We start from the raw sequence: 25,588 nt of genomic DNA on the forward strand, positions 1-25,588 counted from the left end.
AATGTGTGCAGTTGTAGGAGTTATCAATTCAAAAAATGCTAGCACTTATGCGTATTATGCACTTTTTGCTATGCAACACCGTGGGCAAGAGGCAAGTGGTATTAGTGTGAGTAATGGTAAAAATATTAAGACTATTAAAGCTAAAGGTGAAGTGAGTCAAATTTTTAATCCTGATAATCTAAAAACTTTAGAAGGTGAAATCGCTATAGGGCATAATCGCTATTCTACAGCAGGAAATTCAAGTTTAAATGACGCTCAGCCCATAGCAGCTACTTCGGTTTTAGGTGATATTGCTTTAGCGCATAATGGAAATTTAGTTAATAAAGAAGAAGTAAGATCAAGACTTATTCAAGATGGGGCTATTTTTCAAACCAATATGGATACAGAAAATGTTGTCCATCTTATCGCAAGAAGTAAGCAAGAAAGCTTAAAAGATAGATTTATTGAGAGTTTAAAAGAATGTATAGGGGCTTATTGTTTTGTTTTAGCAAGCAAAGATAAACTTTATGTTGTAAGAGATCCTCATGGAGTACGTCCTTTATCTTTAGGACGTTTAAAAGATGGAGGCTATATAGTTGCTAGTGAAACTTGTGCTTTTGATCTTATAGAGGCTGAATTTATTCGTGATGTTAAACCAGGGGAAATGCTTATTTTTACTCAAGGAAATGATAAATTTGAAAGTATAGAACTTTTTTCTCAAACTCCTAGAATTTGTGCTTTTGAATACATTTATTTTGCTAGACCTGATAGCATAGTAGAAGGCAAAAGCGTGTATGAAGTGCGTAAAAAAATGGGCGAAGCTTTAGCTAAAAAATTTGTTTATAAAGCAGACTTTGTCGTGCCTGTGCCAGATAGTGGAGTAAGTGCAGCTATAGGTTTTGCGCAATATTTACAAATCCCTCTTGAAATGGCAATAGTAAGAAATCATTATGTAGGAAGAACCTTTATAGAGCCAACTCAAGAGCTTAGAAATTTAAAAGTAAAACTAAAGCTTAACCCTATGCGTAAAGTTTTAGAAGGCAAAGAAATTGTAGTCATTGATGATAGCTTGGTGCGTGGCACTACTTCTAAAAAAATAATTTCTTTACTGCGTGCTGCAGGAGCGAGCAAAATCCATCTTGCTATAGCTTGTCCTGAGATCAAATTTCCTGATACTTATGGCATAGATACTCCAACTTTTGAAGAACTTATCAGTGCAAATAAAAATGCTGAAGAAGTGCGTGAATATGTAGAAGCCGATACGCTAAGTTTTTTAAGCATAGAAGAATTAACCCAAAGCATAGGCGATGAAAGGAAATATTCTTTAATCAGTTTTGATGGAGATTATTTTATTAAATAATTTTATTTTAAATTAGGATTAGGCAAGGTTGCACTTGCACTTCCTACATTTATATTTTGAGTTGGTGGCAAAGGAGTATTTGGTGTATCAATTTGACTTAAAAGCTCTAAAGTTTGATTAAATTCGAAGCTTTCTTCAGGATTTTGTCCTAAGAATTTTTGCATAAATTCTTTTTTAGAAATAGCTTCATCAAGTTCTTTATCACTTCCTTTCTGATAAGCACCGATGCGAAGCAATACTTCATTTTCTTTTAAAAGCGAGTTTAAACGCTTAAATTTTCTTGCCCAAAGTTTATGTTCAGGACTTATAATGTCACTCATCACCCTTGAAGCGGAGTTTTGTATATTAATAGGAGGATAAATTCCAAAGTCTGTTAATTCACGGCTTAAAACAATGTGTCCATCTAAGATAGAACGACTTTGATCGGCGATTGGATCGCTCATATCATCTCCATCTACCAAAACGGTAAAAAAGGCTGTTATAGTGCCTTTACCTTCTTCTTTACCCGTTCTTTCCATGAGTTGAGGCAAAAGACTTAAAACACTTGGCGGATAACCTTTGGTTGTAGGAGGCTCCCCAAGAGCTAGTCCAATTTCTCTTTGTGCCATAGCAAAACGCGTTACACTATCCATGATAAAAAGTACATCTTTGCCCTGTTCTTTAAAGTATTCTGCCACACTCATTGCGCAAAAAGCACCGTATTTACGCATCAAAGCACTATCATCACTTGTAGCAACAATAATCACTGTATCATCGAGCTTTCCGCCTAAATTTTTTTGTATAAATTCAGGAATTTCACGCCCCCTTTCTCCTATGAGCGCCACTACCTTTATAGGAGCTTTGGAATTTTTAACTATCATTCCCATAAGAGTGGATTTTCCTACCCCGCTTCCTGCAAAAATACCAAGTTTTTGCCCTACACCACAAGTTAAAAGTGCGTCTATAGTTTTAACACCCACGGGAAAAACTTCTTCTATAAGCCCTCTTTTCATCGCATCAATAGGTGCACGCATTATAGGCATATATTTACTTACTTCTATAGCTCCTTTACCATCTTTTGGACGCATAAAAGGATCTACTACTCTGCCTAAAAGTTCATCGCTAACGCCTATTTGCATACCTGCATCACTTATGAAAGCACGATCGCCTATTTTAAAACCTTCTATAAAAGAAAAAGGGCTTAAATAGCTAAATTGTTCTTTGATTTCTACAACCATAGCTAGAGTGTTTAAATTTTCATTTTCATTGGAAACTAACTTCACTATATCTCCAACCCCTGTTTTAAGCCCACGAATTTCTATGCTTGTAGCAGAAATTTTTGTAATCTCTCCAAAAATAGCACTTAAATTTTCTTTACCGAGTTTAGAGCGTAATTTTTCAAGATTCATTAAAATCTTACCTGTTTAGCAGAGTTTATGAGAGAAAAAAATTCCTCTCTGGTTTTTTCATTTTTCAAGAAAATTCCACGCAAAGCTGAAGTTGTAGTGGTGGAATTAGCTTTTTGCACTCCACGCATTTCAACACACATATGTCTTGCTTCTATGACTACACCCACACCTTTTGCATCGACATTTTCCATTAAAGCTTGTGCGATTTGTTCGGTAAGTTGTTCTTGAATTTGAAGTCTTCTTGCAAACACTTCTACAAGGCGTGGAATTTTGCTTAAACCTACTACTTTTTTATTAGGGATATAGGCTACATGAGCACGCCCAAAAAAAGGTAAAAGATGATGTTCGCAAAGACTGTAAAATTCTATATCACGCACCAAAACCATTTCATTATTAGAGCTTTCAAATAAAGCATTATTTAAAATATCTTTGACATTTTGCGTATAACCACTAGTAAGAAATTCATAAGCTTTAAAAACACGATTTGGTGTTTTAATCAGTCCTTCACGATTTGGATTTTCTCCTATAATTTCAAGCATAGTTTTAACACAATCTTCAAATTTTTTTTGCAAACTTTTCTCCAAAAATATTTTTATTATTTTAATAATAATGTAATATTGCAATTTTATCATAAATTACTTTAAAATTTTATGCAAGTAATAAGGAAAAATTTGCTATGATTGAAAGCAAATTTTATTTTATAAGGAAAAAAACTATGGAAGTAAAGGCAAAGCAACTAGATTCTGTTAATGCGACTGCTAGTGTAAAAATTCCTTCAGGAATCATTAAAAATGAAGTAGAAAATTTAGCAAAAAAAGCTTCTAAAAGCGTAAAAATGGATGGGTTTAGACCAGGAAAAGTTCCTGTAAGTGCTGTACTTAAAAGATATGAAAGAGAACTCACTCAAGACGCAGAACAAAATCTTTTTAAATCTGCTGTAAATAGTGCTTTACAAGAACTTAAAAAAGAAAGTAAAGAGCTTGTAGGTGAGCCATATTTTGAAAAATTTGATCGTAAAGATGGAGAAATTATTGCTGAGTTAATACTTTCTTTTAAACCTGAAATTAAACTTGAGGGTTATGAAAAACTCATCCCTGAATATCAAACTCCAAAAGTAAGTAAAAAAGAAATTGATGAGAAAAAAGATGAACTTTTAAAGCGTTTTGCTACTCCTGAAGCTATAAAAACAAAAAGAGCTTTAAAAGAAGGTGATTTTGCAAAATTTGATTTTGAAGGTTTTGTAGATGATAAAGCTTTTGAAGGTGGTAAAGCTGAAAATTATGTTTTAGAAATTGGTTCTAAGCAATTTATTCCAGGTTTTGAAGATGGTATGATAGGAATGAAAATAGGTGAAGAAAAAGATATCAAAGTAACTTTCCCTAAAGAATACGGTGCAGCGCATTTAGCAGGTAAAGATGCGGTATTTAAAGTAAAACTACATGAAATTCAAGAGCTTAAAATTCCAGAGCTTGATGATGAAATGCTTAAAAAACTTTTACCAGGAGAAGAAAAAACTAGTGTTGAAGTTTTAGATGAAAAATTAAAAGAGCAAATCAAAAATGAAAAGCTTTTTAAACTTGCAAATGACGAATTAAAAGGTAAATTTGCAGATGCTTTGATTGAAAAATATAATTTTGATTTACCTAAAAGCATAGTAGAACAAGAAACTGATATGCAAATGCGTGCAGCTTTTAATACTTTTAGTGAAAAAGAAATTGAAGAGCTTAAAGCAAGTAAAGAAAAATATCAAGAAAAACGTGATTCTTTTAAAGAAGAAGCGCAAAAAAGTGTAAAACTTACTTTTATTATTGATGAGCTTGCAAAATTGCGTAAGATTGAAGTAAATGATCAAGAATTGATTCAAGCGATTTATTTTGAAGCATATCGCTATGGTATGAATCCAAAAGAGCATTTAGAAAACTATAAAAAACAAGGAGCTTTACCTGCTGTGAAAATGGCTTTAATTGAAGAAAAACTTTTTAATGATATTTTTATGCCAAAAACAGAAAAATCGGAAAAAGCGAGCAAAAAAGAGAAAGAAGATAAATAATGTTTATTCCTTATGTTATTGAAAAATCCAGTCGTGGTGAAAGAAGTTATGACATTTATTCACGCCTTTTAAAAGATAGAATTATTATGCTAAGTGGCGAAATTCATGATGAACTTGCTGCTTCTATCGTAGCACAACTTCTTTTTTTAGAAGCTGAAGATCCTACAAAAGATATTTATCTTTATATTAATTCTCCAGGCGGTGTCATTACAAGTGGTTTTAGTATTTATGATACTATGAACTATATCAAACCTGATGTTTGTACGATTTGCATAGGACAAGCTGCTTCTATGGGAGCATTTTTGCTTAGTTGTGGCGCAGAAGGAAAGCGTTTTGCTTTGCCTAATTCACGCATTATGATTCATCAACCTTTAGGTGGAGCTAGAGGTCAAGCCACAGATATTGAAATTCAAGCTAAAGAAATTTTAAGACTTAAAACTATACTTAATGATATTTTGGCAAAAAATACTAAGCAAAAAGTTACAAAAATAGCAAAAGATACAGAAAGAGATTTTTTCATGTCAGCACAAGAAGCTAAAGAATATGGACTGATTGATAAGGTTTTGGAAAAAAGTTTTAAATGATTTCTTTGGAGATCATTTAAAACAAAGGTTTTTTAATGGTTAGAAAAATTATCACTTATCCTAATCCTAGACTTTTTTTAAACTCTGAAATTGTAAATAAATTTGATGCAGAACTTCACACCTTGCTTGATGATATGTATGAAACTATGATAGCAAGTAATGGAGTAGGTTTAGCAGCTATTCAAGTGGATATTCCTTTGCGTGCTTTACTTGTGAATATTTTTGATGAAAATGATGAACAAAAAAAAGAAGATTTGCTAGAGATTATTAATCCTGAAATTATTCCTTTAGATGAAGAAATGATCGCTTGCACAGAAGGGTGTTTGAGTGTGCCAGATTTTTTCGAAGAAGTAAAACGCTATAATCATATCTTACTTAAATATCAAGATCGCTTTGGAGAATTTAAAGAACTTGAAGCAAAAGGTTTTTTAGCTGTGGCCATTCAACACGAAAATGATCATTTAAATGGACATTTATTTATAGAAAAAATTTCTTTTGCTAAGCGTCAAAAATTCGATAAAGAATTTAAGAAAAAGAAGAAAAATCATAAAAAAGAGAAATGAAAAAACTAAAGTGCATAAGCTTTCATGAAGGCTTAGACATTATAGAGGTAGAATCCACTTTTACAAGAGGTTTGCCAAATTTAAGCATAGTAGGACTTGCAAGTGTAGCGATTAAGGAAAGTATCGAACGCATCAAAGCCACGCTTTTAAGTTGTGATTTTGCTTTTCCTGCTAAAAAAATTACTATCAATCTTAGTCCTTCAGGCATCCCAAAAAAGGGATCTCATTTTGATTTGGCCATTGCTTTATTAATCCTTTTGCAAAATGAAGAATTAGATGACTTTTTTGTAGTAGGAGAATTAGGACTTGATGGAAGTATTAAAAGCACTAACGAGCTTTTTTCTTTGCTTTTGTTTCTCTCTGCTAAAATTAAAAAAGCTAAAATCGTTGTTCCAAAAAGCATAGCTCAAAAAGCTTCCATGATACCAAATTTGGAGGTTTATGGACTTGAAAATTTAAATGAAGCAATAGAGTTTTTTAAAGAAAAAAATTATGAAAATTTTCACTTCTCGCACAATCATCCTTTATTTACAAACCCTTTGCAAATAGAAAATGAAATTTTTTTACAAAATATGGATTTTAAACTTGATTTTAAAGACATCAAAGGGCAGGAAAAAGCTAAAAGAGCTTGTATGATAGCTGCTTTAGGTATGCATAATATCTTATTTGAAGGAAGTCCAGGAAGTGGTAAAAGTATGTGTGCTAAACGCCTTGTTTATATCATGCCTCCTCAAAGTTTAAGTGAAATTTTAATGCAAAATGCTTATATGTCTTTAGATTCAAAAGATTGTGAATTTACTAAAATTCGTGCTTTTCGTCATCCTCATCATACTTCTACAAGAGCAAGTATTTTTGGCGGAGGAACAAAAAATGCTAGAATTGGAGAAGTCGCACTTGCAAATGGTGGAGTATTGTTTTTTGATGAATTTCCACATTTTAACAAGCAAATCATAGAGAGTTTAAGAGAGCCTTTAGAGGATCATAAAATTCATATTTCAAGAGTAAATTCTAAAATCACTTATGAAACAAAATTTAGCTTTATAGCTGCCCAAAATCCTTGTCCTTGCGGAAATTTATTTTCTAAAAATCTTTCTTGTGTTTGTAGTGAAAATGAGATTAAAAAATACAAAAATCACATTTCAGCTCCTATTATGGATAGGATTGATCTTTATGTAGCTATGGATGAGATCAGCAAGGATGATAAAACGAGTATAAGTTCTAAAGAAATGAGTGAAAAAATTTTACAAGCTTTTATTTTTGGTAAAAAACGGGGGCAAAAAGAATTTAATGGGAAATTAAAAGATGAAGATTTAAGTCGTTTTTGTGTATTGGAAAAAGATGCCAAAGATACACTAGATTTAGCAATTTCACGTTATAATCTTTCTTTGCGTTCGCTTAATAAAATTTTAAAAGTTTCAAGAAGTATAGCGGATTTAGAACAAAGTCTTAATATTAACAAAACCCATATTTTAGAAGCTTTAAGCTTTAGAGCAAGGAATTAAAATGGAAAATAAAAGTATAGCTATCTTTATAGATGCAGAAAATATCCCTGCAAAATACGCTAAAAGTATTTTTGATATCGCTTCAGATTATGGAGAGGTTATCATTAAACGCATTTATGGAGATTGGACTCAAAAAAATATACAAGGTTGGAGAGAGCAAATTGCTGAATATTCTTTAATTGCTATGCAACAATTTAATTTTGCAGCCAACAAAAACTCAAGCGATATGTATTTAATCACTGAAATCATGTCCATATTTTATGAAAAAAACATAGATATTTTTGTTATTGTTTCAAGCGATAGCGATTATACTTCACTCATTCAAAAATTAAGAGAAAATAAAAAACAGGTTATAGGAATGGGGCTTGAAAAGTCTATAAAATCTTATGTAAATGCCTTTAGTGAATTTTTTTATTTAGATAAAGATGAGAGTAAAAAAGAAGATATTTTAAGTAAGGATTATTTAAGAGCTTTAATCAATATCACCGAACAACTTATCGATGAAAAAGGACGTGCCGAATACGCACAAATCCGTACTAATATGAACCGCAAATACTCGGATTTTCATCCGCAAAATTATGGTTTTAAGAATTTTCGTGCTTTGATCCAGAAATTTTTACCCAAAATGAAAAAATTTGAAGAAGAAAGAGAAAAAAATATATATTTTTTGGTGAAAAAAGATTATGAAAGCTATTATTGATAATATAAAAATTTTAGAACAAAATGCTATAAATAAAGGCTTAGATGAGCTTATTTTAATGGAAAATGCGGGATTAAATTTAGCCAAGCTAATTAAAAAAGAAGCTAAAAAAATTCGCATTCAACGCAAGATTAGAAAAGTAAAAATACTTTTTTTATTAGGCGGGGGTAACAACGCTTCAGATGGCTTGGTGGCTTTAAGAAATTTAAAACACGCTAAAGCTTATAAAATAGGCTTTAAAGAAAATACGCTTTTTAAAAAACAAGAGCAAATTTTACAAAATTATGCTTTTAAATTTTGTAAAAAAGAACCCAATTTTAAAAAATTTCATATTATCATTGATTGTATTTTAGGTACAGGTTCAAATCGTTGTTTAGATGAAAAAACAAGTTTAATTATTCAAAAAGTTAATCAAAGTAAGGCTTTAAAAATAGCTTGTGATATACCTACAAATTTGGGATTTTATCCTTGTTTTAAAGCTGATATTACATTTTGTATGGGAGCTTTAAAGGAAATTTTACTTGAAGATTTTGCTAAGGAATTTGTAGGAAGGATTAAAATAGCCAATTTAGGCATTAGATCTAAGAAATTTTACCCTAATTCTCAAGCTTTTTTGCTTGAAAAAAAAGATTTAAAAACTATAGATAGAAAAATCAACGCCAATAAAGGAAATTTTGGCCATATTTATATAGTTGCCAATGCAAGTGCTGGAACTTTAGCAGGACTTGGAGCCTTAAATTTTGGAGCAGGTCTTGTTTCTTTAGTAGCACAAAAAAGTTTCTCGCCTCTTTTGATGTTAAAAGAAAAAATTGAAAATAATGCAAGTGCTATTGCTTTAGGTATGGGGCTTGAAAATTTGGATTTTCTAAAAGATGAAATTTTGCAAAACACTCCTTTGATCTTGGATGCAAACTGCTTTTTAAGTGAAGCTTTGCTTTGGTATTTAAACAGAAAAGATGTTGTTATAACCCCTCATCCAAAAGAATTTATAAAACTTTATAAAATGTGCTTTGATGAGAATTTAGATATAGAAACATTGCAAAAAAATCGCTTTTTCTATGCTAGAAAATTTTCACAAAATTATGATTGTGTTCTTGTTTTAAAAGGAGCAAATCCTATTATTGTGCAAAAAGAAAAATTATTTGTTGTAAATTTAGGAAATCAAGCCTTAGCTAAAGGTGGGAGTGGAGATGTTTTAAGTGGAATGATTGCTGCACATTTAGGTTTTGGTTTTAGCGCTTTAGAAGCAGCAAAAAATGCTACTTTAGCTCATGGACTTGTTGCAAAAAAATATAAATTTAATAAAAATAGCTTTGACGCTTTAAAACTTATCAAAGGATTAAAATGCTTGTAAAATTAGCTGTACTTTTTAGTGGAAATGGAAGTAATTTAGAAAATATTTTAGAAAAACTTCATAAAAAAACCATAGGGGAAAATACCTATGAAGTAGTACTTTGCATTTGTAATAAAAAAGATGCTTTTGGTGTACAAAGAGCAAAAAAATTTGGTCTTGATACTGTCATTGTTGATCATAAGGCTTATAATACTCGTGAAGAATTTGATACGATTTTGGTACAAAAAATCAAAGAAAGTGGAGCAAATCTTACTGTATTAGCAGGTTTTATGAGAATTTTAAGTCCTGTTTTTACAAAAAATATTAAAGCAATTAACCTTCATCCTTCTTTATTACCCCTTTTTAAAGGAGCACATGCGATTAAAGAAAGTTATGAAAGTGATATGAAAGTGGCTGGAGTCAGCGTGCATTGGGTCAGTGAAGAACTTGATGGTGGAATGATTATAGCTCAAAAAGCTTTTGAAAAAAGAAATTTGAGTTTTGAAGAATTTGAAGAAAAAATTCATAGTCTAGAACATGAAATTTTACCCTTAAGTGTGATTGAAATTTTTTCTTAAAGAATTAAAGGTATTTGCTTTAAAACTATAAAATATCGCTTTAAAAAATTTTAAAATTTTCAAGGAAATTTATGTTTGAATGGATATTTAGTATTGATGCTTGGATTACTTTAGCTACTTTAAGTGCTCTTGAAATTGTACTAGGGATAGATAATATCATTTTTTTAGCTATTTTAGTAAGCAAACTACCCCCTGAACATCGTGATAAAGGACGTATTTTAGGTTTAGCTTTTGCAATGATTACAAGAATTTTACTTCTTTTATCTCTTTTTTGGGTGATGAAACTTGTAACACCTTTGTTTAGTGTATTGGACAATGAAATTTCAGGAAGAGATCTAGTTCTTTTACTAGGTGGGCTTTTCTTGATTGTAAAGTCTATTAAAGAAATTAAAGAGCAAATTTCTCATCAAGAAGAAGGCCAAAGTCATTTTAAAGCAAGCAATAAACTTTGGATAGTTGTAGCTGAAATTGCTGTGATTGACATAGTGTTTTCGCTTGATAGTGTTATTACCGCAGTAGGAATTGCTCAAGATGTAACCATCATGATTATCGCTGTTATTATCGCAGTAGCTGTGATGCTTTTTGCTTCTAAACCTATAGCAAATTTTGTTGAAAAATATCCAAGCATTAAAATTTTAGCCTTAGCTTTTTTGGTGTTAATAGGCGTAGTTTTAGTTGCTGAAAGTTTTGATATTCATATTGATAAGGCATATATTTATACTGCTATGGCTTTTGCTTTAGTGGTGCAAATTTTAAATATTTTAGATCAAAGAAAGGAAAAAAATGGCTAAAGACGCTAATGGAACAGAACTTAACGCAGGTGATAGCGTGAGTGTAATAAAAGATCTTAAGGTTAAAGGTGTAAGTACAACTTTAAAACGTGGAACTACTATAAAAAATATTAAGCTCACTTCTAAAGAAGGTGAAATTGAGGCTAGAGTAGACAAATTTGGAGTTATTGTTTTAAAAACTGAATTTTTAAAGAAAATCTAGGCAAAGAATGTGCGAATCTTACTTGTTTTAAGAGGGAATTATTACGCAGGACAAGAAGAATTTATCAAAAATAATAAACTTCAAAATTATACACTTGATTTAAATGCTTTGCGTCTTTTATCAGGAAGCGTTAAAAATATAGTCAGTGAATATAAAATTTTAAATGTTAAAAATGATGAAGATTTGAGTAAAATTTTACTCAAACTTCTAGAAATGCGTATGCAAAAAGGTGAATTTTGCATCATAAACGCTTACAATGAAACATTAAAAATTTATAAAGACTTAGCTAAACAATATCGCTATAAAATGTATGTTATTGTTTTTGATAGCTCTTTAAAACAATGTCAAGAAAAAAATCTTTTAGAAGCTAAAAAAAATGGATATATCATCCCTTATGCTCTTTTGGAAAAAACTCAAGATTTACTCAAAAAAAATCCAAAAAAATACCCAATTTTAGACTCAAGAGACTGGAAAAAATGTCTTTACCAAATGCCAAATTTAAGCAAATACAAAAAAATTCATCATATAGGAGATTTACAAGGTTGTTATAGTGTTTTAAAAGAATACATTAAAACAATCAAAGAAGATGAATTTTATATATTTTTGGGAGATTATATCAACAGAGGTATAGAAAATGGCAAAGTAATAAAATTTCTTTTAAAAATTTGCGAAAAAGAAAACGTATGCTTATTAGAAGGAAATCACGAAAGACATCTTATAAAATGGGCTAATGGAGAATTGTCAAATTCCAAAGAATTTAATGAAAATACTTTAAAGGATTTTAGAAAAGAAAAACTTACTCCAAGAGATGCTAGAAAACTCTATCCTCATCTAAAAGAATGTTTATACTACAAATTCCAAAATAAATTCATATTTTGTTCACATGGAGGAGTAAATTTTATACCCTCCAAACCTGAAAAAATAAGTTTTATACCAAGCCATGATTTTATTTATGGTGTAGGTGGATATGAAGACAGTCAAAAAGTAGCAAATCAATTTTGCAATTTCACCTCGGACAATCTTTATCAAATCTTTGGACACAGAAATAAAGAAAAACTTCCTATGAAAATAGCCAAAAGAGTATTTTTATGTGAGGGTAAAATAGATGATGGTGGATATTTACGCGTAGTTACACTAGATAAAAAAAGTTTTGAGTGTATAGAAATTAAAAACCAAATTTACAAAAAGAAATAAGCCTAAAGAGGCTTATTCTTCATCTTTATTTGTTTTTTTAACCACCTTAACACGCTCTATAGAATTCCCATCCATTTTTTTAACTTCATAGTAACAAAGTTCATCTTCAATGCGATCTCCTACCATAGGCAAGCGTCCTAAAAGATTAAATACATAACCACCTATAGTAACTTGTTCTAAATCCTCATCATAGTTTATTACAAGCATTTCTTCAACAGTTTCTATATCGCATCGTCCTTGAAATTCATAGATATTTTCAGCAAGTTTTTTATAGCTGTCTTCTTCATGCTCGCTTTTAATTTCGCCAATAATTTCTTCCATGATATCTTCCATGGTTAAAATTCCAGCAGTTCCACCATACTCATCAACTACTAATGCAGTATGAGAGCGTTCTTTATTCATCATTACAAGTACTTTTGAAATGCTGATATTTTCAGGAACCAAAATCAAAGGTTTAACAAAAGTATCTAAATTTTGACTTTTATGGCTTAATTCATTTTGTATTATATCTCGTATGTGTATCATCCCTAAAATAGTATCTTTAGAACCATCAATATAAGGAAAGCGAGTATGTTTATATTCACAAATGATTTGCATATTTTCTTCGTAACTTTTTTGTTTATTTAGACAAATCATATCTTTTCTAGGAGTCATAATCTCTTTAGCAACAGTATCTGAAAAATCAACAGCATTGCGTATGATCTCTGTTTCAAATTCATCTAAAACTCCACCTTTTTGACTCTCACTTGCTATGATTTTAATTTCTTCTTCGCTATGAGTTAGCTCGCTTTCTTTAGCAGGTTTTATTCCAAAAAGTTTCAAACTTATAGCTGCTAAAAAATCGAAAATTTTAATACAAGGCAAAAAGAGTATCCAAAACCAATGAAGCGGTCTAGCTATAAATAAAACCGCTTTATCTGCAACTGCAATAGCTATACTTTTTGGCACAAGTTCTCCTAAAACCACATGTAAAAGAGTAATAATGCTAAAAGCAATAATGAAAGCCATAGTGTGGATAATAACAGTGCTAAAACCAAGATTAATAAGCGGAATTTCTAGCATTTTTGCAATAGCAGGCTCACCTATCCAACCAAGAGCTAGAGAACTTAAAGTGATTCCTAATTGACAAGCACTAAGATAAGTATCAAGTCTTGAAGTAACCTCCAAAGCTTTCTTGGCACCAGCTTTTTTTTCTTTTACCATCTCTTCAAGCTTGGAACGGCGTACTTTAACAATACTAAATTCAGACAAAACAAAAAAACCATTTAAAAACACTAGAGCAAGTGCAACAACAACCATAAGTATAGAATATCCTGCATCAAAAGATGCTGTAGAAGTTTGGTTTAAATCCAAAACCTGACTGGGGTCCAATGAAGCTCCTTAAGAAATAAAATATTATTAAACCTTATTATACACAATTAAAAGTAAATTTAATATTTGAATTTTTTCTTGTATCTTATTAAGATAAAAGCTAAGACTTATAAGAAATATTTTTCTCAAATTCTTTTAAACGCTTATATATGCTTCTAAGTTGAGTGATAGTTGTCCAGTTTGTGATAAAAACACTAAAAGAGCTTCGTACTTGATCAAAAGCATTGTTAATCTGCATTACAATACCAAGTCCTATAGCTCCAGCAAAAAGCCCTGGTGCCATGATTAAAAATGGCACTATAACTATCATTTGCTCAAATAAAATGAGCCAAATATTAAAATATCCATAATGTAAAAAAAGTCTTTTATAGTTAAATTTAAGCCCTGTAAAAAGCTCTATCATAGTCTCATTTTTAGCATATTCTTTGCGATTATCCTCAGCATAAACAAGCTCTTTTCTAAAAGCTGCTTCAGCTTTTTGATTGTTATATTCAAGTCCAGGAAGCTTAATACCTACAAACCATGACACAACCAAGCCTCCTAAAGAAATCAAAAGTGCAATATAAACAAGCAAACCATCAATGTTTTTTAAAAAATAAAAAGAAGAATTTTCGCTTAAATTTGCAAATAAAGCTTTACTCACAACATCACTTAAACTCCATAAAATCGGAATAAATGCTACAAGGGTCATCAAAGCTTTTATAAAACTAAGTCCTAAACTCTCTACGATTTTGGAAAAATTATAAGTATCTTCTTGAATTCTTTGCGAACTTCCTTCTATATTGTCATCTTTATTTTTCCAAAATTTTAAATAAGAAAAAGTCATAGCCTCACGCCACTTAAAAGCATAGACGCTAGCAAAATAGATATTAATCGTAGCGATTAAAACATAAGGAATAGCAATAGCCAAAAAAACTAAAATCAAAGCATAAAAATCATTTGCTGAATAATTTGGCTTTTCAATCATAGCCCTAGAGTTGAAAAAATATTCTAATAAATTTTGATAATAATACAATGCGCCTTTATTGATAAAATTAGCTTTTTGGAAATTTTGCTCAGCTCTTTGATTAGCCTCTTGGATTAAAGTGGCATTATTTTCGAAATTAGTTTCTATTTTTTGCGTAGAATTAGAATCCAAAAGTTCTATTTTTGGCTTTTGTAAAACATTGTAAAAATCACTATACCATGAATTTATAGCAACATTAAGACTTGTTTGAATAAAAAGAAAAAATAAGAGTAAAAAAAGTCCTAAATAAGCCCATAAAGCCCATTTTTTACTTTTAAAAAATGAAGAAAACATGCTACCACCTTTTAAAAGAAAAATTTTAATCAACTTTATTTAATCAAGAGTTTATTAAAAATCATAAATTTATCAATATATGTGTCAAAAATAAACCTCTTTATTCTTTAAAGAAATATAAAAATATAAATATTACGTCATATTTACTTTTTAATATTAATATTTCTTATCAAAATATCTAAAAAAGGAATTAATGTCTATGAAAAAAATAATTTTATTTTTACTATGCGTTGGCTTTGCTTTTGCTTGCTCTGAACATTCTCATACTGATTTTAAAGATCTTAATAAAACCAAGTATAATTCTCAATAAAGGATAAAATATGAAAAAAATCTTCTTTATGTTTTTAACGGCTTTTTCATTTTTAGGTGCTAGCGAGCTTAATATTTACTCAGCAAGACATTATGATGCTGATTTTGAAATCATAAAAAAATTCGAAGAAAAAACAGGCATTAAGGTCAATCATACTCAAGCTAAAGCTTCAGAACTTATTAAAAGGCTTTCTCTTGAAGGAAATAACTCTCCTGCTGATATTTTCATCACAGCTGATATTTCAAATCTTACAGAAGCTAAAAATTTAGGACTTTTATCCCCTGTTTCATCAAAATATTTAGAAGAATTTATACCTGCTCATTTAAGAGATAAGGATAAAGAATGGTTTGCGATTACAAAAAGAGCAAGAATTATTGCTTACAATAAAAACGCAAATATCGACATTAGCAAAATGAAAAATTATGAAGATTTAGCAAAAGCTGAATTTAAAGGAGAAATTGTCATGAGAAGTGCTACAGCTCCTTATAGCAAAACTCTTTTAGCATCTATTATAGCTAATGATGGAAGTAAAGAGGCTAAAGCATGGGCTAAAGGTGTACTTGAGAATCTTGCGACAAACCCAAAGGGTGGGGATAGAGATCAAGCCAGACAAGTATTTGCAGGCGAAGCTAAATTTGCAGTTATGAATACTTATTATATAGGGCTTTTAAAGAATTCTAAAAATCCAAAAGATGTAGAAGTGGGGAATTCTTTGGGTATTATTTTTCCTAATCAAGACAATAGAGGAACGCATATTAACATTAGCGGTATTGCTATGACAAAATCAAGTAAAAATCAAGATGCGGCTAAAAAATTTATGGAATTTATGTTAAGTCCTGAAATTCAAAAAATTCTTACTGATAGTAATTATGAATTTCCTATAAGAAATGATGTAGAATTAAGCCAAACGGTAAAGGATTTTGGAACTTTTAAAGAAGATCAAATTCCTGTGAGTAAGATAGCAGAAAATATTAAAGAAGCTGTTAAAATTTACGATGAAGTCGGTTTTAGATAATGTATAAAACCTTAAAATACTATAAACTCGGGGCAATTTTACTTGCCCTTTTTCTTGCTTTGCCTATTTTTGGTATTTTTGCTGAACTTTTTTATATTTTATTTCAAAATTTTAACACAAATGTTTTAACCCAATTTTCATCTATTAAAGAAAATTTGAGTCATTTTTTTGATTATTTATTTTTAAAATTCATCAAAGATACTTTTATAATTAGCGTGGGAGTATTGTGTTTAAGCTTGATTTTGGGTGTGAGTTCTGCTTATTTGATCGCAAATTATGATTTTTATTTCTGTAAAATTTTAGAAAAATTACTCATTTTACCCTTGGCCATACCTGCTTATATTTTAGCCTTTGTTTATGTGGGAATTATGGATTTTCAAGGATTTTTTCATGAAAATTTTGGCTTTAGGATAGATTTTTTCAATCATTATGGTGTTATTTTTGTTTTGGCTATTTCTTTATATCCTTATATTTATTTATTTGCTAAAACAGCTTTTAAGAGTGAAGCTAAAGAGGCTTATGAAGTAGCTAAAATTATGAAATATTCTGAATTTAGAATTTTTACACGCGTGGCACTTTTGAGTGCAAGACCTGCCATTTTTTCTGGAGCTTTATTGGTTTTAATGGAAACTTTAAGTGATTATGGTGCAAGTGCTTATTTGGGAGTGGATACTTTTTCGGCTGGAATTTTTAAACTCTGGTATGATTTGAATGATTCTTATTCTTCTAGTGTTTTATCGGGTATTTTAATGCTTTTTGTATTTTTGATTATGTATGTGGATTATTATTATAAAAATAAACATCATTATAGTTTTAATCAAAATTTAACTCTTTTTATCAAAAAAAGGAAATTAAATCCTATTAAACAAATTCTATCCTGTATTTATTGTTTTATGATTGCTTTGGTAGGTTTTATTTTACCTTTTATTTGGCTAGTTTATTGGGGGCTAAAAGATCATAAGCTTTTTGAATCACAATTTTATATTATCAGTTTTCAAACTATAATCTTAGCTTTAATCACTGCTTTAATTACCACTTTTTTAGCTTATTTTTTGATGTTTAGTTCTAGGATAGTTAAAAATCATTTTTTTAATTTATTTATTTTAAAAATAAGTTCTTTGGGTTATTCTATACCTGCTGCTGCTTTAGGGATTAGCATTATAGTGCTTTTTGTATTTTTGGATAAAATTTTTCACATGAGTTTATTGGGAAATTCTTTATTTGTTCTTGTTTTTACTTATATAATTCGTTTTTTAGCGAGTGCAATTTATTCTTTAGAAGGAGGATATAATAAAATTCATCTAAATATTGATGAGGCAAGTTTAAATTTAAGAGCGAGTTATTTTATTTTATTTTTTAAAATTCACACACCTTTAATGAAACATTTTTTATTTTTAGCTTTTATTATTGTTTTTATTGATACGATTAAAGAACTTCCTTTAAGTAGAATTTTAGCACCTTTTGGCTTTGAAACTTTAAGTGTTAAAGCTTTCTGGTTTGCAAGTGATGAAAGAATTTATGATGCAGCTTTGCCTTCCTTGTTTATCGTTTTTCTTTCTTTAATGGTTGTTGTTTGGATGGATAAAATCACAAGGAAAGATGATGTTAGAAATTAAAAATTTATCTAAAAATTTTGGAAAAATACAAGCTTTAGAAAATATCAATCTTCATGTCAAAGAAGGAGAATTTTTAAGCATTTTAGGAGGTAGTGGAAGCGGAAAAAGCACGCTTTTAAGGATTATTGCTAAGCTTGAACAAGCTAGTTCTTATGATTTGTTTTCTTGCAAAGGTGAAGTGGCTTTGATGTTTCAAAATTATGCTTTATTTCCTCATTTAAATGTTGAGAAAAACATACTTTTTGCACTTTACGATAAAAAAGATAAAAATCAAATTTTAAATCATTTGCTTAAAACTTTTGAAATTGAAGATTTAAGATATAAAAAAATCGATGAAATTTCAGGAGGGCAAGCGCAAAGAGTGGCTTTTGCTAGAGCTATAGCAAGAGGATGTAAGCTTTTGCTTTTAGATGAACCTTTTTCTAATTTGGATCAAAATTTAAAACAGGATTTAAGAAGAGAATTGAAAAAAATGATAGAAAATCAAGGCATTACGGCTATTATGGTAACTCATGATATTGAAGATGCTTATTGCATGTCTGATCAAATCGCTTTTTTAGAAAAAGGAAAAATCTTAGCTCATGCAAATCCTAAAGAGCTTTATTTTAAGCCTGATTTTAAAAGTGCGCAAATTTTACCTGATTTAAATATCATAGAAGAAAAACTTGATTTAGAAGATGAATTTTTTGCTTGGATAGCTTCAAAAAATTATATTTTTGGTTATGCAGAGCTTAAAATAGGAAATCGCTTTGAGGCTAAAATTTTACAAAAAGAATTTTTAGGGGCTTTTTATAGACTTAAGTTAAGATATAAAAATATAGAATTTTTTATGTTATTAAGTTCAAATTATAACTTAGAAGAAAAAATAAATTTTGATATTATCAATTTTTAGTTAAAATTCCTAAAAATCTTTTAAGGACAAATTTCATGAAAAATCTTTTAATCATAGGCGCAGGTGGGGTAAGTCGTGTGGCTACTGTAAAATGCGCAATGAATTCTGATACTTTTAGCAAAATCACTTTAGCTAGTAGAACAAAAAGCAAATGTGATGAGATCGCTGCTTTTATCAAAGAGCGTTTAGGGGTTCAAATTGAAACGGCGCAAATTGATGCTGATGATAGCAATGCGGTTGTAGAACTTATCAAGAAAACAGGAGCGCAAATTTTACTCAATGTTGCTTTGCCTTATCAAGATTTGAGTTTAATGGATGCTTGTATAAAAGCAGGGATTGATTATGTAGATACGGCAAATTATGAACATCCTGATTTAGCTAAATTTGAATACAAAGAGCAATGGGCGAGAAATGATGAGTTTAAACAAGCAGGAATTTTAGGACTTTTAGGAAGTGGATTTGATCCTGGTGTAACTAATGTTTTTTGTGCCTATGCACAGCAAAATTTATTTGATGAAATTTCTTATATAGATATTTTAGATTGCAATGCAGGTGATCATGGCTATGCTTTTGCGACCAATTTCAACCCTGAAATCAATCTACGTGAGGTTTCTGCTAAAGGGCGTTATTGGGAAAATGGCAAGTGGATAGAAACAGAGCCTATGGAAATAAAAATGGAGTGGGATTATCCAGAAGTAGGTGTGAAAGATAGCTATTTGCTTTATCATGAAGAACTTGAAAGCTTGGTAAAAAATATCAAAGGTTTAAAAAGAATACGCTTTTTTATGACTTTTGGACAAAGTTATTTAACTCATATGAAATGCCTTGAAAATGTTGGAATGCTAGGGATTAAACCTGTGATGCACCAAGGAAAAGAAATCATTCCTATAGAATTTTTAAAAACCTTACTTCCTGATCCTGCAAGTTTGGGACCACGCACCAAAGGTTATACCAATATAGGTTGTGTGATTCGTGGTAAAAAAGATGGAAAAGACAAGCAAGTTTATATTTATAATGTTTGCAATCATGAAGAATGTTATAAAGAAACTGGTGCACAAGCTGTGAGCTATACTACAGGTGTTCCTGCTATGATAGGTACGAAATTAATCGCTAAAGGAATTTGGCAAGGAAAAGGCGTGTTTAATATGGAAGAATTTGACGCTAAGCCTTTTATGGAAGAGCTGAATTCTCAAGGACTTCCTTGGAAGATTATCGAAATGACTCCAAGCTTAGGAGAGTAAGTGCTAGAGCACTTACTTTTGTCCTATATAAATAAAGTGCTCCACACTGCCTTCAAAATTATATAGATTAATTAATTCATAATCTCCCCAAAATAAAGGTTTAAAAGGTTTAAAATCTTCTTTTAATTCTTCTATGTCTTTAGTAAAGCGTATATATGAAGAACCGCTCAATCTACCACTTGGACATCCTTTTACTTCACGTAAGCCATTATCCATAAGTTCTCCTCTTTCATACATACTATAGCCTTTATCACTCATCATAGTTGCAAATATAATAGCTCCTTCATTGCATAGTTCATAAAATTCTTGCACAGCTTCTTTAAAAGCTTGTTTTGTAAGATAATATAAGCTTTGATTTGCAAATATAAAATCCATTTTTGTATTGAAGAGTTTTTTAAAGCTAGAATTAGGAGATATGATGTGAAAATTTTTAGAATCTAAGCAAGGATCTTTTTCCCAAACTTTTTTAAACTAGGAACTATATCAATGCCATAAGGCTCTATACCCCCCCCCAGTTATATTTTTAAAATACTTAGAATGCACTCCATTTCCGCAACCAAAATCAAGTAATTTTCCACTTGTTTTGCTTAGTTTGTATTTTAAGATTCTCTCGTAAAATCTTATAACATGACCATCAGGATATTGAAGTCCATAACCTTCTTTGTCATATTTTTGAGTATATGCAGATAAAGAATTATCCATTTTTTGCTCCTTTTCGTATAGAATTTTGACATTAAGCCAAAATTCATTCTAACACAAAAAGGATTAAAATTATTTTACAGGGTGAAGTTCATTTGCATAAAAACTAACTGATCCCATACCTTCTTTTAAAGCCCATTCATAAGCTTTTGCAACAAATTCCCAATTGATATGAGCATAGAATTTCTCTAAATAAGCAGGGCGTGCATTACGATGATCTACATAATAAGCATGTTCCCAAACATCTACAACAAGTAAAGGAACTTTATCTTCAGTAATCGGTGTAGCTGCGTTTGAAGTGCCTACAAATTCTAGCTTTTGATTTTTAGTATTATAAACTAACCAAAACCATCCTGAACCAAAAACTCCTGTAGCACCTTTGATGAATTCAGCTTTGAAATTTTCTAAAGATCCAAATTCTTTTTCTAGCGCCGCTTGTAAATTAGCATCTATACTTTGACATGAACCGCCACAACCACAGCCTGTACTTGGCTTAATGCAATCAAAATAAAAATCATGATTATAAACTTGAGCTGCGTTATTAAATACGCCCCCATTTGAAGTTTTGATAATACTTACAAGATCTTTACCTGCAAATTCAGTATCTTTGATAAGATTATTTAGATTTGTAACATAAGTATTGTGATGTTTTCCATGATGATAGCTAAAAGTTTCAGCACTCAAAAAATCACCAAAAGCATTGGTATCATAAGGTAATTTTCTTAATTCAAACATAATTTCTCCTTTATTTTTAGTTTGATATTGAAAATATTACCATAATAATATTAAAAAGAGTAAAAATATCTTAAAAGCTTAGTGGGTAAAATTTCTATTTATTTAATCTAAATAAAATAAGATATATTTATAATATATTTTAATAATAATTTAAATGTATATAAAAAATTATATTTTTTTGAAATATTTTTACAAAAAATATCTATTTGTTGGTTTTTAATAATTACAATTAATTTGCAACTAAAAATTATTCATAAGGAGGAAAATATGAAAAAAGTTGTACTAATCTCAGCATTACTAGGTGCTCTCGCAGCTAATGTTTTTGCAGCTAATACTCCAAGCGATGTGAATCAAACACATACAAAAGCTCATCATTCAAAAGCTAAAGCTGATAAAAAACATGAAGCTAAAACTCACAAAAAAACAAAAGAGCAAACACCAGCTCAATAATGCCCAGCCTTGATATAAGTCTATAATAGACTTATATCAAAAGCTATCCGTATTCTACAAAATAAATTATTAATATTTATTAAATTTTAATAGAAAAATGAAAAAATAGTTATTTTAAAAGAAAAATTAAAAAGTGGTGACCCATACGAGACTCGAACTCGTGTTACCGCCGTGAAAGGGCGATGTCCTAACCGCTAGACGAATGGGCCACTTTTAAGGAGTAAAAAATAAAAATGAAATTGAATTATATATATTTATTTCTTAAAATTTAATTAAATATATCAAAATTATGTGATTTTTATCTTTGTTTGATTATAATTTCATCTTCAATTTTTTATAAAATTTTAGGATTTATTATGGATTTTTATAGTCTTATTTTTTTATCCTGTGCTTTAGGAATGGATGCTTTTGCTGTATCACTATGCAAAGGTTTTAGTGTTAAAAAACTACATTTAAAACATTATCTTATTGTTGGAATTTATTTTGGTGGATTTCAAGCCTTGATGCCAACTATTGGTTATTTTATAGGTATAACTTTTGCATCTTTTATTGCGAGTATTGATCATTGGATAGCTTTTATTTTACTTTCTTTAATAGGATTAAAAATGATCAAAGAGTCATTGGAAAATGAAAATTGCGATAGTAATGCCAACCAATTTGGCTTTAAAACCATGCTAGCTTTAGCAATTGCTACGAGTATCGATGCACTAGCAGTTGGTGTGAGTTTTGCATTTTTAAATGTAAATTTATTATTAGCCATATTTTTAATAGGTATTATTACCTTCATTTTATGTATCATTGCTCTAAAAATAGGAAATAAATTTGGAATTTATCTTAAAAATAAAGCTGAACTTTTAGGCGGATTGGTTTTAATTATATTAGGAGTAAAAATTCTAGTAGAACATTTATTTTTCGATTGAAAATTTCATTCTTAAAGTAGCTAAAGCTTTATCAAATTCCAAGGCTTTACTTTGAAATTTTTTATTAAAAGTTCTTTGTCTTTTGGCAAGTTGCGTAGTATGTATCGAGATTAAATTTTCAAGCTCTTTAAAGGAAATTTCTCCATCTAAATATTCTTTACACTCTTTCAAACCTATAGAATTTAATGCTTTAAGCTTATGATCAAATTTAGAAAAAAGAATTTTTGCTTCATCTAAAAGTCCATTATCAAGCATTTCTTTTGTTCTAGTTTGAATACGTTTTTTTAAAATTTCTTTATCCCACTCAAGCTCATAAATTTCTATATCTTTAAGCACCCCAGTTTTTTGTGTTCTTTTTAAAAATTCACTAGGAATTTCTCTTGTTTGCTCATAAATACCCAGCCATTTTTTTAATCTATAAGTATCATTTTTTTCTATTTTATAGTTTGGATCAATATTTAATAAAAGAGCATAAATTTCATCATTATTTAAAGAACTCTTTGACTCTAAGGTTTTTTCACTCAAACCATCTATCATAGTTTTTAAATAAAATCCAGTTCCACCTACTATAATTAGAGGTAAATTTCTAGCTAAAGCAAATTCTTTTGCTTTTTGATATTCTCTTATGAATAGCTCAACATTAAAATGTTCATTCACACTCAATAAATTTACCCCAAAGTATTTTATACTCGCAAGATCATCTTGTGAAGGCTTGGCACTTGCTATATTAATTTCTTTATAAACACAAAGACTATCAAGACTTAAAACAACAGCATCAAATTCTCTTGCTAAAGTATTAGCTATGTATGTTTTTCCACTCGCGGTTGTTCCTATTAATGCTATTTCAAAAAACATTTTAATATTTATCCTAAAATTTATAAAAATTTTAGTAAAATCATAGCAAAAAATATTTTAAAGTAGAAAAATGAACACATTCTGGATAAAATTTAAAGATATTTTAGAACTTGTAGTATTTAAGCATTCTATTTTTGCTTTGCCTTTTTTATTTTCCTCTATGATTGTAGCATCAAAACTTGCAAATGACACTGCTTGGTTTGGTTTTAAGGCATTGATTTTAGGCATTATTTGTGCGGTAAGTGCAAGAAATTTTGCCATGGCTACAAATCGTTTAATGGATGAAGATATAGATAAGGATAATCCTCGTTGTGCAAATCGTCCTAATGTCAGTGGAAAAATAGGTAGAAAAAGCGTATGGATTTTTATTATTATTAATGCACTTATTTTTATATTATGTTCTTATTTTATTAATACCTTGGCTTTTTATTTGTCTTTTCCTGTGCTTTTTGTATTGGCTATTTATTCAGCTTTTAAACGCTTTAGTTCTTTAGCGCATTTAGTTTTAGGATTTTGTTTAGGACTTGCGCCTATTGCAGGAAGCGTTATAATTATGGGTGAAATTCACATTTATAGCGTTATTTTATGTTTAGGTGTAACTTTTTGGACAGCTGGGTTTGATCTGCTTTATTCTTTACAAGATATGGAGTATGATAAAAAAATAGGACTTCACTCTATCCCTACTAAATTTGGCTCAAAGGCTACTTTATTTATATCAGCTTTTTGCCATATTTTAGCGGTATTATTTTGGCTTCTTTTTGTGTGGGAAGTTTGGGGTGTAGCACTTGGAAAAATAGCACTTACTGGGGTAATTATAAGCGGTATTATTTTAGCCTTGGAACATAAAATTGTTCACAAGAATTTTGCTCATATTGATAGAGCATTTTTTACTCTCAATGGTTATTTAAGTATTATCTTTTTTATTTTTATTTGGATTGATTTATTATGGAATTAACACTTTTTAAAGCAGGATTTGAAGCTCATTTAGAATGTTGTAAAATAGAAAATAACCGTTTTCTTGGAGAATACCTAAAACTTGGAGCAATTTCTCAAATTTTAAAATGGAAAAAACTTGCTTTACGCATTGATTTTGACGAGGGTGAAAAAATTATTTTTGATCTTCTTTTAAGTCTAAAAGAAGATATTTTAAGGCTTGAAAATTCTTTAGATAAAAATAAAGAACTTATACCGCTTAAGCAAAAAGGGGTAGTAGAATCTTTGAATTTTGAATATCTAAATTTTTTGGATACTATTTTAGAAGAAGATAAAGAATATTATTTAAGATTTGATTTAAATAATCAAAAAATAGCTATTTTTATCAAAGCTCAAAGTCAAACATTGGCAAAAATTATCAAAATTAAGCCCGAAGACAAAATGGCTTTTGATGCTTTTGTTGTTGAAATTCAAAGAAATATGATAAGAAATAAGAAAGGCCAAGAATGAGTGATGATGTACTTTATTTAGTTTTTATAATTGTGCTTTTAATTGCAATGCTAGCCTATATGAATATCAAAGAAAGAGAAAATAATGCAAAAATAGCAAAACTTCAAAATGTGATAGAAGATATTACCAAAGAACTTCATTATTTTCGTAAAGAATTAGGGGTTAAAGATGATAGCGAAGAGGATGAAGACTATAAAATCTCTCTTTTAAAAGAAGAAATTATGATTGAACTTGATAAACAAATCAGTTCAAAAATCACTCCTGTTTTAAGAACACTAAAAACTATGGAACATATCATAGAAGATTTTCAAAATGAACAACAAAATCGTCTTTTAAATTTGGAACAAAAAGCACAAAGCATGGCTAAACTTACACCAAATTACGATACAGAAGAACAAAAAATAGAAAATCTTTTCAAAGAAGGAAAAAGCATAGAACAAATCGCTAAAGATTTACGCATTGGCGCTGGAAATGTAGAACTTGTCTTAAAATTTAAGAAATTAATAAAATAGAATGG

28 protein-coding genes, 1 tRNA gene and 1 pseudogene are annotated in these 25,588 nt (G+C 29.7%); 21 read left to right on the forward strand and 9 right to left on the reverse strand.

What is annotated here, in order from left to right; all coding sequences use genetic code 11:
• The first annotated feature begins 1 nt into the window (after position 1).
• Positions 2-1,339: an amidophosphoribosyltransferase gene (gene purF, locus AJ887_RS00460; protein WP_002870672.1), complete on the forward strand. Its 1,338-nt coding sequence runs from the start codon at positions 2-4 to the stop codon at positions 1,337-1,339.
• Between the two features lie 2 nt (positions 1,340-1,341).
• Here purF and fliI read toward each other — a convergent pair whose 3' ends face one another.
• Positions 1,342-2,727, reverse strand: coding sequence for a flagellar protein export ATPase FliI (fliI, locus tag AJ887_RS00465; RefSeq protein WP_002854283.1), 1,386 nt, complete (start codon positions 2,725-2,727; stop codon positions 1,342-1,344).
• Complete coding sequence (folE, locus tag AJ887_RS00470) at positions 2,727-3,299, reverse strand: GTP cyclohydrolase I FolE (RefSeq protein ID WP_002880936.1); 573 nt, start codon at positions 3,297-3,299, stop codon at positions 2,727-2,729. Before folE ends, fliI begins: the two co-directional genes overlap by 1 nt.
• A 143-nt stretch (positions 3,300-3,442) precedes the next feature.
• On the opposite strand from folE, the gene tig reads away from it, so the two are divergent.
• The 10 genes from tig (at position 3,443) to AJ887_RS00520 (ending at position 12,224) form a co-directional block, all read left to right on the forward strand.
• The gene (tig, locus tag AJ887_RS00475; RefSeq protein WP_070239802.1) at positions 3,443-4,777 is read left to right on the forward strand and encodes a trigger factor; all 1,335 of its coding nucleotides are present in this window, start codon (positions 3,443-3,445) and stop codon (positions 4,775-4,777) included.
• Positions 4,777-5,361: an ATP-dependent Clp endopeptidase proteolytic subunit ClpP gene (clpP, locus tag AJ887_RS00480; protein WP_002861003.1), complete on the forward strand. Its 585-nt coding sequence runs from the start codon at positions 4,777-4,779 to the stop codon at positions 5,359-5,361. Before tig ends, clpP begins: the two co-directional genes overlap by 1 nt.
• A 35-nt stretch (positions 5,362-5,396) precedes the next feature.
• A complete protein-coding gene (gene def, locus AJ887_RS00485) occupies positions 5,397-5,924 on the forward strand; it encodes a peptide deformylase (protein WP_070284661.1) in 528 nt (175 codons plus the stop codon).
• Positions 5,921-7,426, forward strand: a complete 1,506-nt coding sequence (locus AJ887_RS00490) for a YifB family Mg chelatase-like AAA ATPase (protein WP_052949939.1) — start codon at positions 5,921-5,923, stop codon at positions 7,424-7,426. The genes def and AJ887_RS00490 overlap by 4 nt, the downstream gene beginning before the upstream one ends.
• Position 7,427: 1 nt before the next feature.
• Complete coding sequence (locus tag AJ887_RS00495; protein WP_002826913.1) at positions 7,428-8,126, forward strand: NYN domain-containing protein; 699 nt, start codon at positions 7,428-7,430, stop codon at positions 8,124-8,126.
• On the forward strand, positions 8,110-9,480 hold the full coding sequence (locus AJ887_RS00500) for a bifunctional ADP-dependent NAD(P)H-hydrate dehydratase/NAD(P)H-hydrate epimerase (RefSeq protein ID WP_002851837.1): 1,371 nt from the start codon (positions 8,110-8,112) through the stop codon (positions 9,478-9,480). Before AJ887_RS00495 ends, AJ887_RS00500 begins: the two co-directional genes overlap by 17 nt.
• A complete protein-coding gene (purN, locus tag AJ887_RS00505) occupies positions 9,471-10,037 on the forward strand; it encodes a phosphoribosylglycinamide formyltransferase (protein ID WP_002851620.1) in 567 nt (188 codons plus the stop codon). Before AJ887_RS00500 ends, purN begins: the two co-directional genes overlap by 10 nt.
• Positions 10,038-10,108: 71 nt before the next feature.
• Positions 10,109-10,828: a TerC family protein gene (locus tag AJ887_RS00510; protein ID WP_053872464.1), complete on the forward strand. Its 720-nt coding sequence runs from the start codon at positions 10,109-10,111 to the stop codon at positions 10,826-10,828.
• Complete coding sequence (locus tag AJ887_RS00515; protein ID WP_002933768.1) at positions 10,821-11,030, forward strand: alkylphosphonate utilization protein; 210 nt, start codon at positions 10,821-10,823, stop codon at positions 11,028-11,030. The genes AJ887_RS00510 and AJ887_RS00515 overlap by 8 nt, the downstream gene beginning before the upstream one ends.
• Positions 11,031-11,039: 9 nt before the next feature.
• Positions 11,040-12,224 carry a metallophosphoesterase gene (locus tag AJ887_RS00520; protein WP_052781292.1) on the forward strand — a complete coding sequence of 395 codons (1,185 nt, stop codon included), beginning with the start codon at positions 11,040-11,042 and terminating at the stop codon, positions 12,222-12,224.
• Between the two features lie 12 nt (positions 12,225-12,236).
• On the opposite strand, the gene AJ887_RS00525 is transcribed toward AJ887_RS00520, so the two are convergent.
• Together AJ887_RS00525 and AJ887_RS00530 are read right to left on the reverse strand one after the other, a co-directional pair.
• Positions 12,237-13,595, reverse strand: a complete 1,359-nt coding sequence (locus AJ887_RS00525; protein WP_070239769.1) for a hemolysin family protein — start codon at positions 13,593-13,595, stop codon at positions 12,237-12,239.
• Between the two features lie 100 nt (positions 13,596-13,695).
• Entirely contained in the window at positions 13,696-14,895 is a 1,200-nt protein-coding gene (locus AJ887_RS00530) for a putative transporter (RefSeq protein ID WP_052859058.1), read from the reverse strand.
• Positions 14,896-15,088: 193 nt separating this feature from the next.
• Between AJ887_RS00530 and AJ887_RS00535 the strand changes: the two are divergent.
• The 5 genes and pseudogenes from AJ887_RS00535 (at position 15,089) to AJ887_RS00555 (ending at position 19,969) form a co-directional block, all read left to right on the forward strand.
• Positions 15,089-15,219, forward strand: a pseudogene (locus tag AJ887_RS00535) (hypothetical protein).
• Entirely contained in the window at positions 15,216-16,220 is a 1,005-nt protein-coding gene (locus AJ887_RS00540) for a Fe(3+) ABC transporter substrate-binding protein (protein WP_002870690.1), read from the forward strand. The pseudogene AJ887_RS00535 and the gene AJ887_RS00540 overlap by 4 nt, the downstream one beginning before the upstream one ends.
• A complete protein-coding gene (locus AJ887_RS00545) occupies positions 16,220-17,836 on the forward strand; it encodes an ABC transporter permease (RefSeq protein WP_070239767.1) in 1,617 nt (538 codons plus the stop codon). Before AJ887_RS00540 ends, AJ887_RS00545 begins: the two co-directional genes overlap by 1 nt.
• Positions 17,820-18,728, forward strand: a complete 909-nt coding sequence (locus AJ887_RS00550) for an ABC transporter ATP-binding protein (protein ID WP_072223564.1) — start codon at positions 17,820-17,822, stop codon at positions 18,726-18,728. Before AJ887_RS00545 ends, AJ887_RS00550 begins: the two co-directional genes overlap by 17 nt.
• 35 nt (positions 18,729-18,763) lie before the next feature.
• Entirely contained in the window at positions 18,764-19,969 is a 1,206-nt protein-coding gene (locus tag AJ887_RS00555) for a saccharopine dehydrogenase family protein (protein ID WP_002881175.1), read from the forward strand.
• A 12-nt stretch (positions 19,970-19,981) separates the two neighbouring features.
• Here the strand turns inward: AJ887_RS00555 and AJ887_RS10320 are convergent, their stop codons facing one another.
• From AJ887_RS10320 to sodB, 3 genes are all read right to left on the reverse strand, one after another.
• Positions 19,982-20,344: a hypothetical protein gene (locus AJ887_RS10320; protein ID WP_002870694.1), complete on the reverse strand. Its 363-nt coding sequence runs from the start codon at positions 20,342-20,344 to the stop codon at positions 19,982-19,984.
• A gap of 108 nt (positions 20,345-20,452) precedes the next feature.
• A complete protein-coding gene (locus AJ887_RS10325; protein ID WP_002857297.1) occupies positions 20,453-20,671 on the reverse strand; it encodes a hypothetical protein in 219 nt (72 codons plus the stop codon).
• A 69-nt stretch (positions 20,672-20,740) separates the two neighbouring features.
• The gene (sodB, locus tag AJ887_RS00570; RefSeq protein WP_002851662.1) at positions 20,741-21,403 is read right to left on the reverse strand and encodes a superoxide dismutase [Fe]; all 663 of its coding nucleotides are present in this window, start codon (positions 21,401-21,403) and stop codon (positions 20,741-20,743) included.
• A 267-nt stretch (positions 21,404-21,670) separates the two neighbouring features.
• Here sodB and AJ887_RS00575 point away from each other — a divergent pair, with 267 nt between their 5' ends.
• On the forward strand, positions 21,671-21,853 hold the full coding sequence (locus AJ887_RS00575; RefSeq protein WP_070239765.1) for a hypothetical protein: 183 nt from the start codon (positions 21,671-21,673) through the stop codon (positions 21,851-21,853).
• A gap of 134 nt (positions 21,854-21,987) precedes the next feature.
• Here the strand turns inward: AJ887_RS00575 and AJ887_RS00580 are convergent.
• Positions 21,988-22,062, reverse strand: a tRNA-Glu gene (locus tag AJ887_RS00580).
• A 147-nt stretch (positions 22,063-22,209) separates the two neighbouring features.
• Here AJ887_RS00580 and AJ887_RS00585 point away from each other — a divergent pair.
• Complete coding sequence (locus AJ887_RS00585; protein WP_070210601.1) at positions 22,210-22,773, forward strand: manganese efflux pump MntP family protein; 564 nt, start codon at positions 22,210-22,212, stop codon at positions 22,771-22,773.
• On the opposite strand, the gene miaA is transcribed toward AJ887_RS00585, so the two are convergent.
• Positions 22,759-23,628, reverse strand: coding sequence for a tRNA (adenosine(37)-N6)-dimethylallyltransferase MiaA (miaA, locus tag AJ887_RS00590; RefSeq protein WP_070210600.1), 870 nt, complete (start codon positions 23,626-23,628; stop codon positions 22,759-22,761). The two genes, AJ887_RS00585 and miaA, sit on opposite strands and share 15 nt — an antisense overlap.
• A 70-nt stretch (positions 23,629-23,698) precedes the next feature.
• On the opposite strand from miaA, the gene mqnP reads away from it, so the two are divergent.
• Genes mqnP through AJ887_RS00605 form a run of 3 tightly spaced genes read left to right on the forward strand, consistent with a single transcriptional unit; the run spans position 23,699 to position 25,583 of the window.
• Positions 23,699-24,583, forward strand: coding sequence for a menaquinone biosynthesis prenyltransferase MqnP (gene mqnP / locus AJ887_RS00595; protein WP_070239763.1), 885 nt, complete (start codon positions 23,699-23,701; stop codon positions 24,581-24,583).
• Positions 24,574-25,071: a hypothetical protein gene (locus AJ887_RS00600; RefSeq protein ID WP_002860983.1), complete on the forward strand. Its 498-nt coding sequence runs from the start codon at positions 24,574-24,576 to the stop codon at positions 25,069-25,071. The genes mqnP and AJ887_RS00600 overlap by 10 nt, the downstream gene beginning before the upstream one ends.
• On the forward strand, positions 25,068-25,583 hold the full coding sequence (locus tag AJ887_RS00605; RefSeq protein ID WP_070239761.1) for a DUF6115 domain-containing protein: 516 nt from the start codon (positions 25,068-25,070) through the stop codon (positions 25,581-25,583). Before AJ887_RS00600 ends, AJ887_RS00605 begins: the two co-directional genes overlap by 4 nt.
• Positions 25,584-25,588 lie beyond the last annotated feature (5 nt).

It is taken from the genome of Campylobacter sp. BCW_6466 (assembly GCF_001762835.1).
Lineage (GTDB): Bacteria > Campylobacterota > Campylobacteria > Campylobacterales > Campylobacteraceae > Campylobacter_D > Campylobacter_D jejuni.

Excerpts from the sequence above, each read along its gene's own strand:
- purF (WP_002870672.1), top strand. The coding sequence starts at position 2 with ATGTGTGCAGTTGTAGGAGTTATCAATTCAAAAAATGCTAGCACTTAT.
- fliI (WP_002854283.1), bottom strand. The coding sequence starts at position 2,727 with ATGAATCTTGAAAAATTACGCTCTAAACTCGGTAAAGAAAATTTAAGT.
- tig (WP_070239802.1), top strand. The coding sequence starts at position 3,443 with ATGGAAGTAAAGGCAAAGCAACTAGATTCTGTTAATGCGACTGCTAGT.
- clpP (WP_002861003.1), top strand. The coding sequence starts at position 4,777 with ATGTTTATTCCTTATGTTATTGAAAAATCCAGTCGTGGTGAAAGAAGT.
- def (WP_070284661.1), top strand. The coding sequence starts at position 5,397 with ATGGTTAGAAAAATTATCACTTATCCTAATCCTAGACTTTTTTTAAAC.
- AJ887_RS00490 (WP_052949939.1), top strand. The coding sequence starts at position 5,921 with ATGAAAAAACTAAAGTGCATAAGCTTTCATGAAGGCTTAGACATTATA.
- AJ887_RS00495 (WP_002826913.1), top strand. The coding sequence starts at position 7,428 with ATGGAAAATAAAAGTATAGCTATCTTTATAGATGCAGAAAATATCCCT.
- AJ887_RS00500 (WP_002851837.1), top strand. The coding sequence starts at position 8,110 with ATGAAAGCTATTATTGATAATATAAAAATTTTAGAACAAAATGCTATA.
- purN (WP_002851620.1), top strand. The coding sequence starts at position 9,471 with ATGCTTGTAAAATTAGCTGTACTTTTTAGTGGAAATGGAAGTAATTTA.
- AJ887_RS00510 (WP_053872464.1), top strand. The coding sequence starts at position 10,109 with ATGTTTGAATGGATATTTAGTATTGATGCTTGGATTACTTTAGCTACT.
- AJ887_RS00515 (WP_002933768.1), top strand. The coding sequence starts at position 10,821 with ATGGCTAAAGACGCTAATGGAACAGAACTTAACGCAGGTGATAGCGTG.
- AJ887_RS00530 (WP_052859058.1), bottom strand. The coding sequence starts at position 14,895 with ATGTTTTCTTCATTTTTTAAAAGTAAAAAATGGGCTTTATGGGCTTAT.
- AJ887_RS00540 (WP_002870690.1), top strand. The coding sequence starts at position 15,216 with ATGAAAAAAATCTTCTTTATGTTTTTAACGGCTTTTTCATTTTTAGGT.
- AJ887_RS00545 (WP_070239767.1), top strand. The coding sequence starts at position 16,220 with ATGTATAAAACCTTAAAATACTATAAACTCGGGGCAATTTTACTTGCC.
- AJ887_RS00550 (WP_072223564.1), top strand. The coding sequence starts at position 17,820 with ATGATGTTAGAAATTAAAAATTTATCTAAAAATTTTGGAAAAATACAA.
- AJ887_RS00555 (WP_002881175.1), top strand. The coding sequence starts at position 18,764 with ATGAAAAATCTTTTAATCATAGGCGCAGGTGGGGTAAGTCGTGTGGCT.
- AJ887_RS10320 (WP_002870694.1), bottom strand. The coding sequence starts at position 20,344 with ATGGATTTTATATTTGCAAATCAAAGCTTATATTATCTTACAAAACAA.
- AJ887_RS10325 (WP_002857297.1), bottom strand. The coding sequence starts at position 20,671 with ATGGATAATTCTTTATCTGCATATACTCAAAAATATGACAAAGAAGGT.
- sodB (WP_002851662.1), bottom strand. The coding sequence starts at position 21,403 with ATGTTTGAATTAAGAAAATTACCTTATGATACCAATGCTTTTGGTGAT.
- AJ887_RS00575 (WP_070239765.1), top strand. The coding sequence starts at position 21,671 with ATGAAAAAAGTTGTACTAATCTCAGCATTACTAGGTGCTCTCGCAGCT.
- AJ887_RS00585 (WP_070210601.1), top strand. The coding sequence starts at position 22,210 with ATGGATTTTTATAGTCTTATTTTTTTATCCTGTGCTTTAGGAATGGAT.
- miaA (WP_070210600.1), bottom strand. The coding sequence starts at position 23,628 with ATGTTTTTTGAAATAGCATTAATAGGAACAACCGCGAGTGGAAAAACA.
- mqnP (WP_070239763.1), top strand. The coding sequence starts at position 23,699 with ATGAACACATTCTGGATAAAATTTAAAGATATTTTAGAACTTGTAGTA.
- AJ887_RS00600 (WP_002860983.1), top strand. The coding sequence starts at position 24,574 with ATGGAATTAACACTTTTTAAAGCAGGATTTGAAGCTCATTTAGAATGT.
- AJ887_RS00605 (WP_070239761.1), top strand. The coding sequence starts at position 25,068 with ATGAGTGATGATGTACTTTATTTAGTTTTTATAATTGTGCTTTTAATT.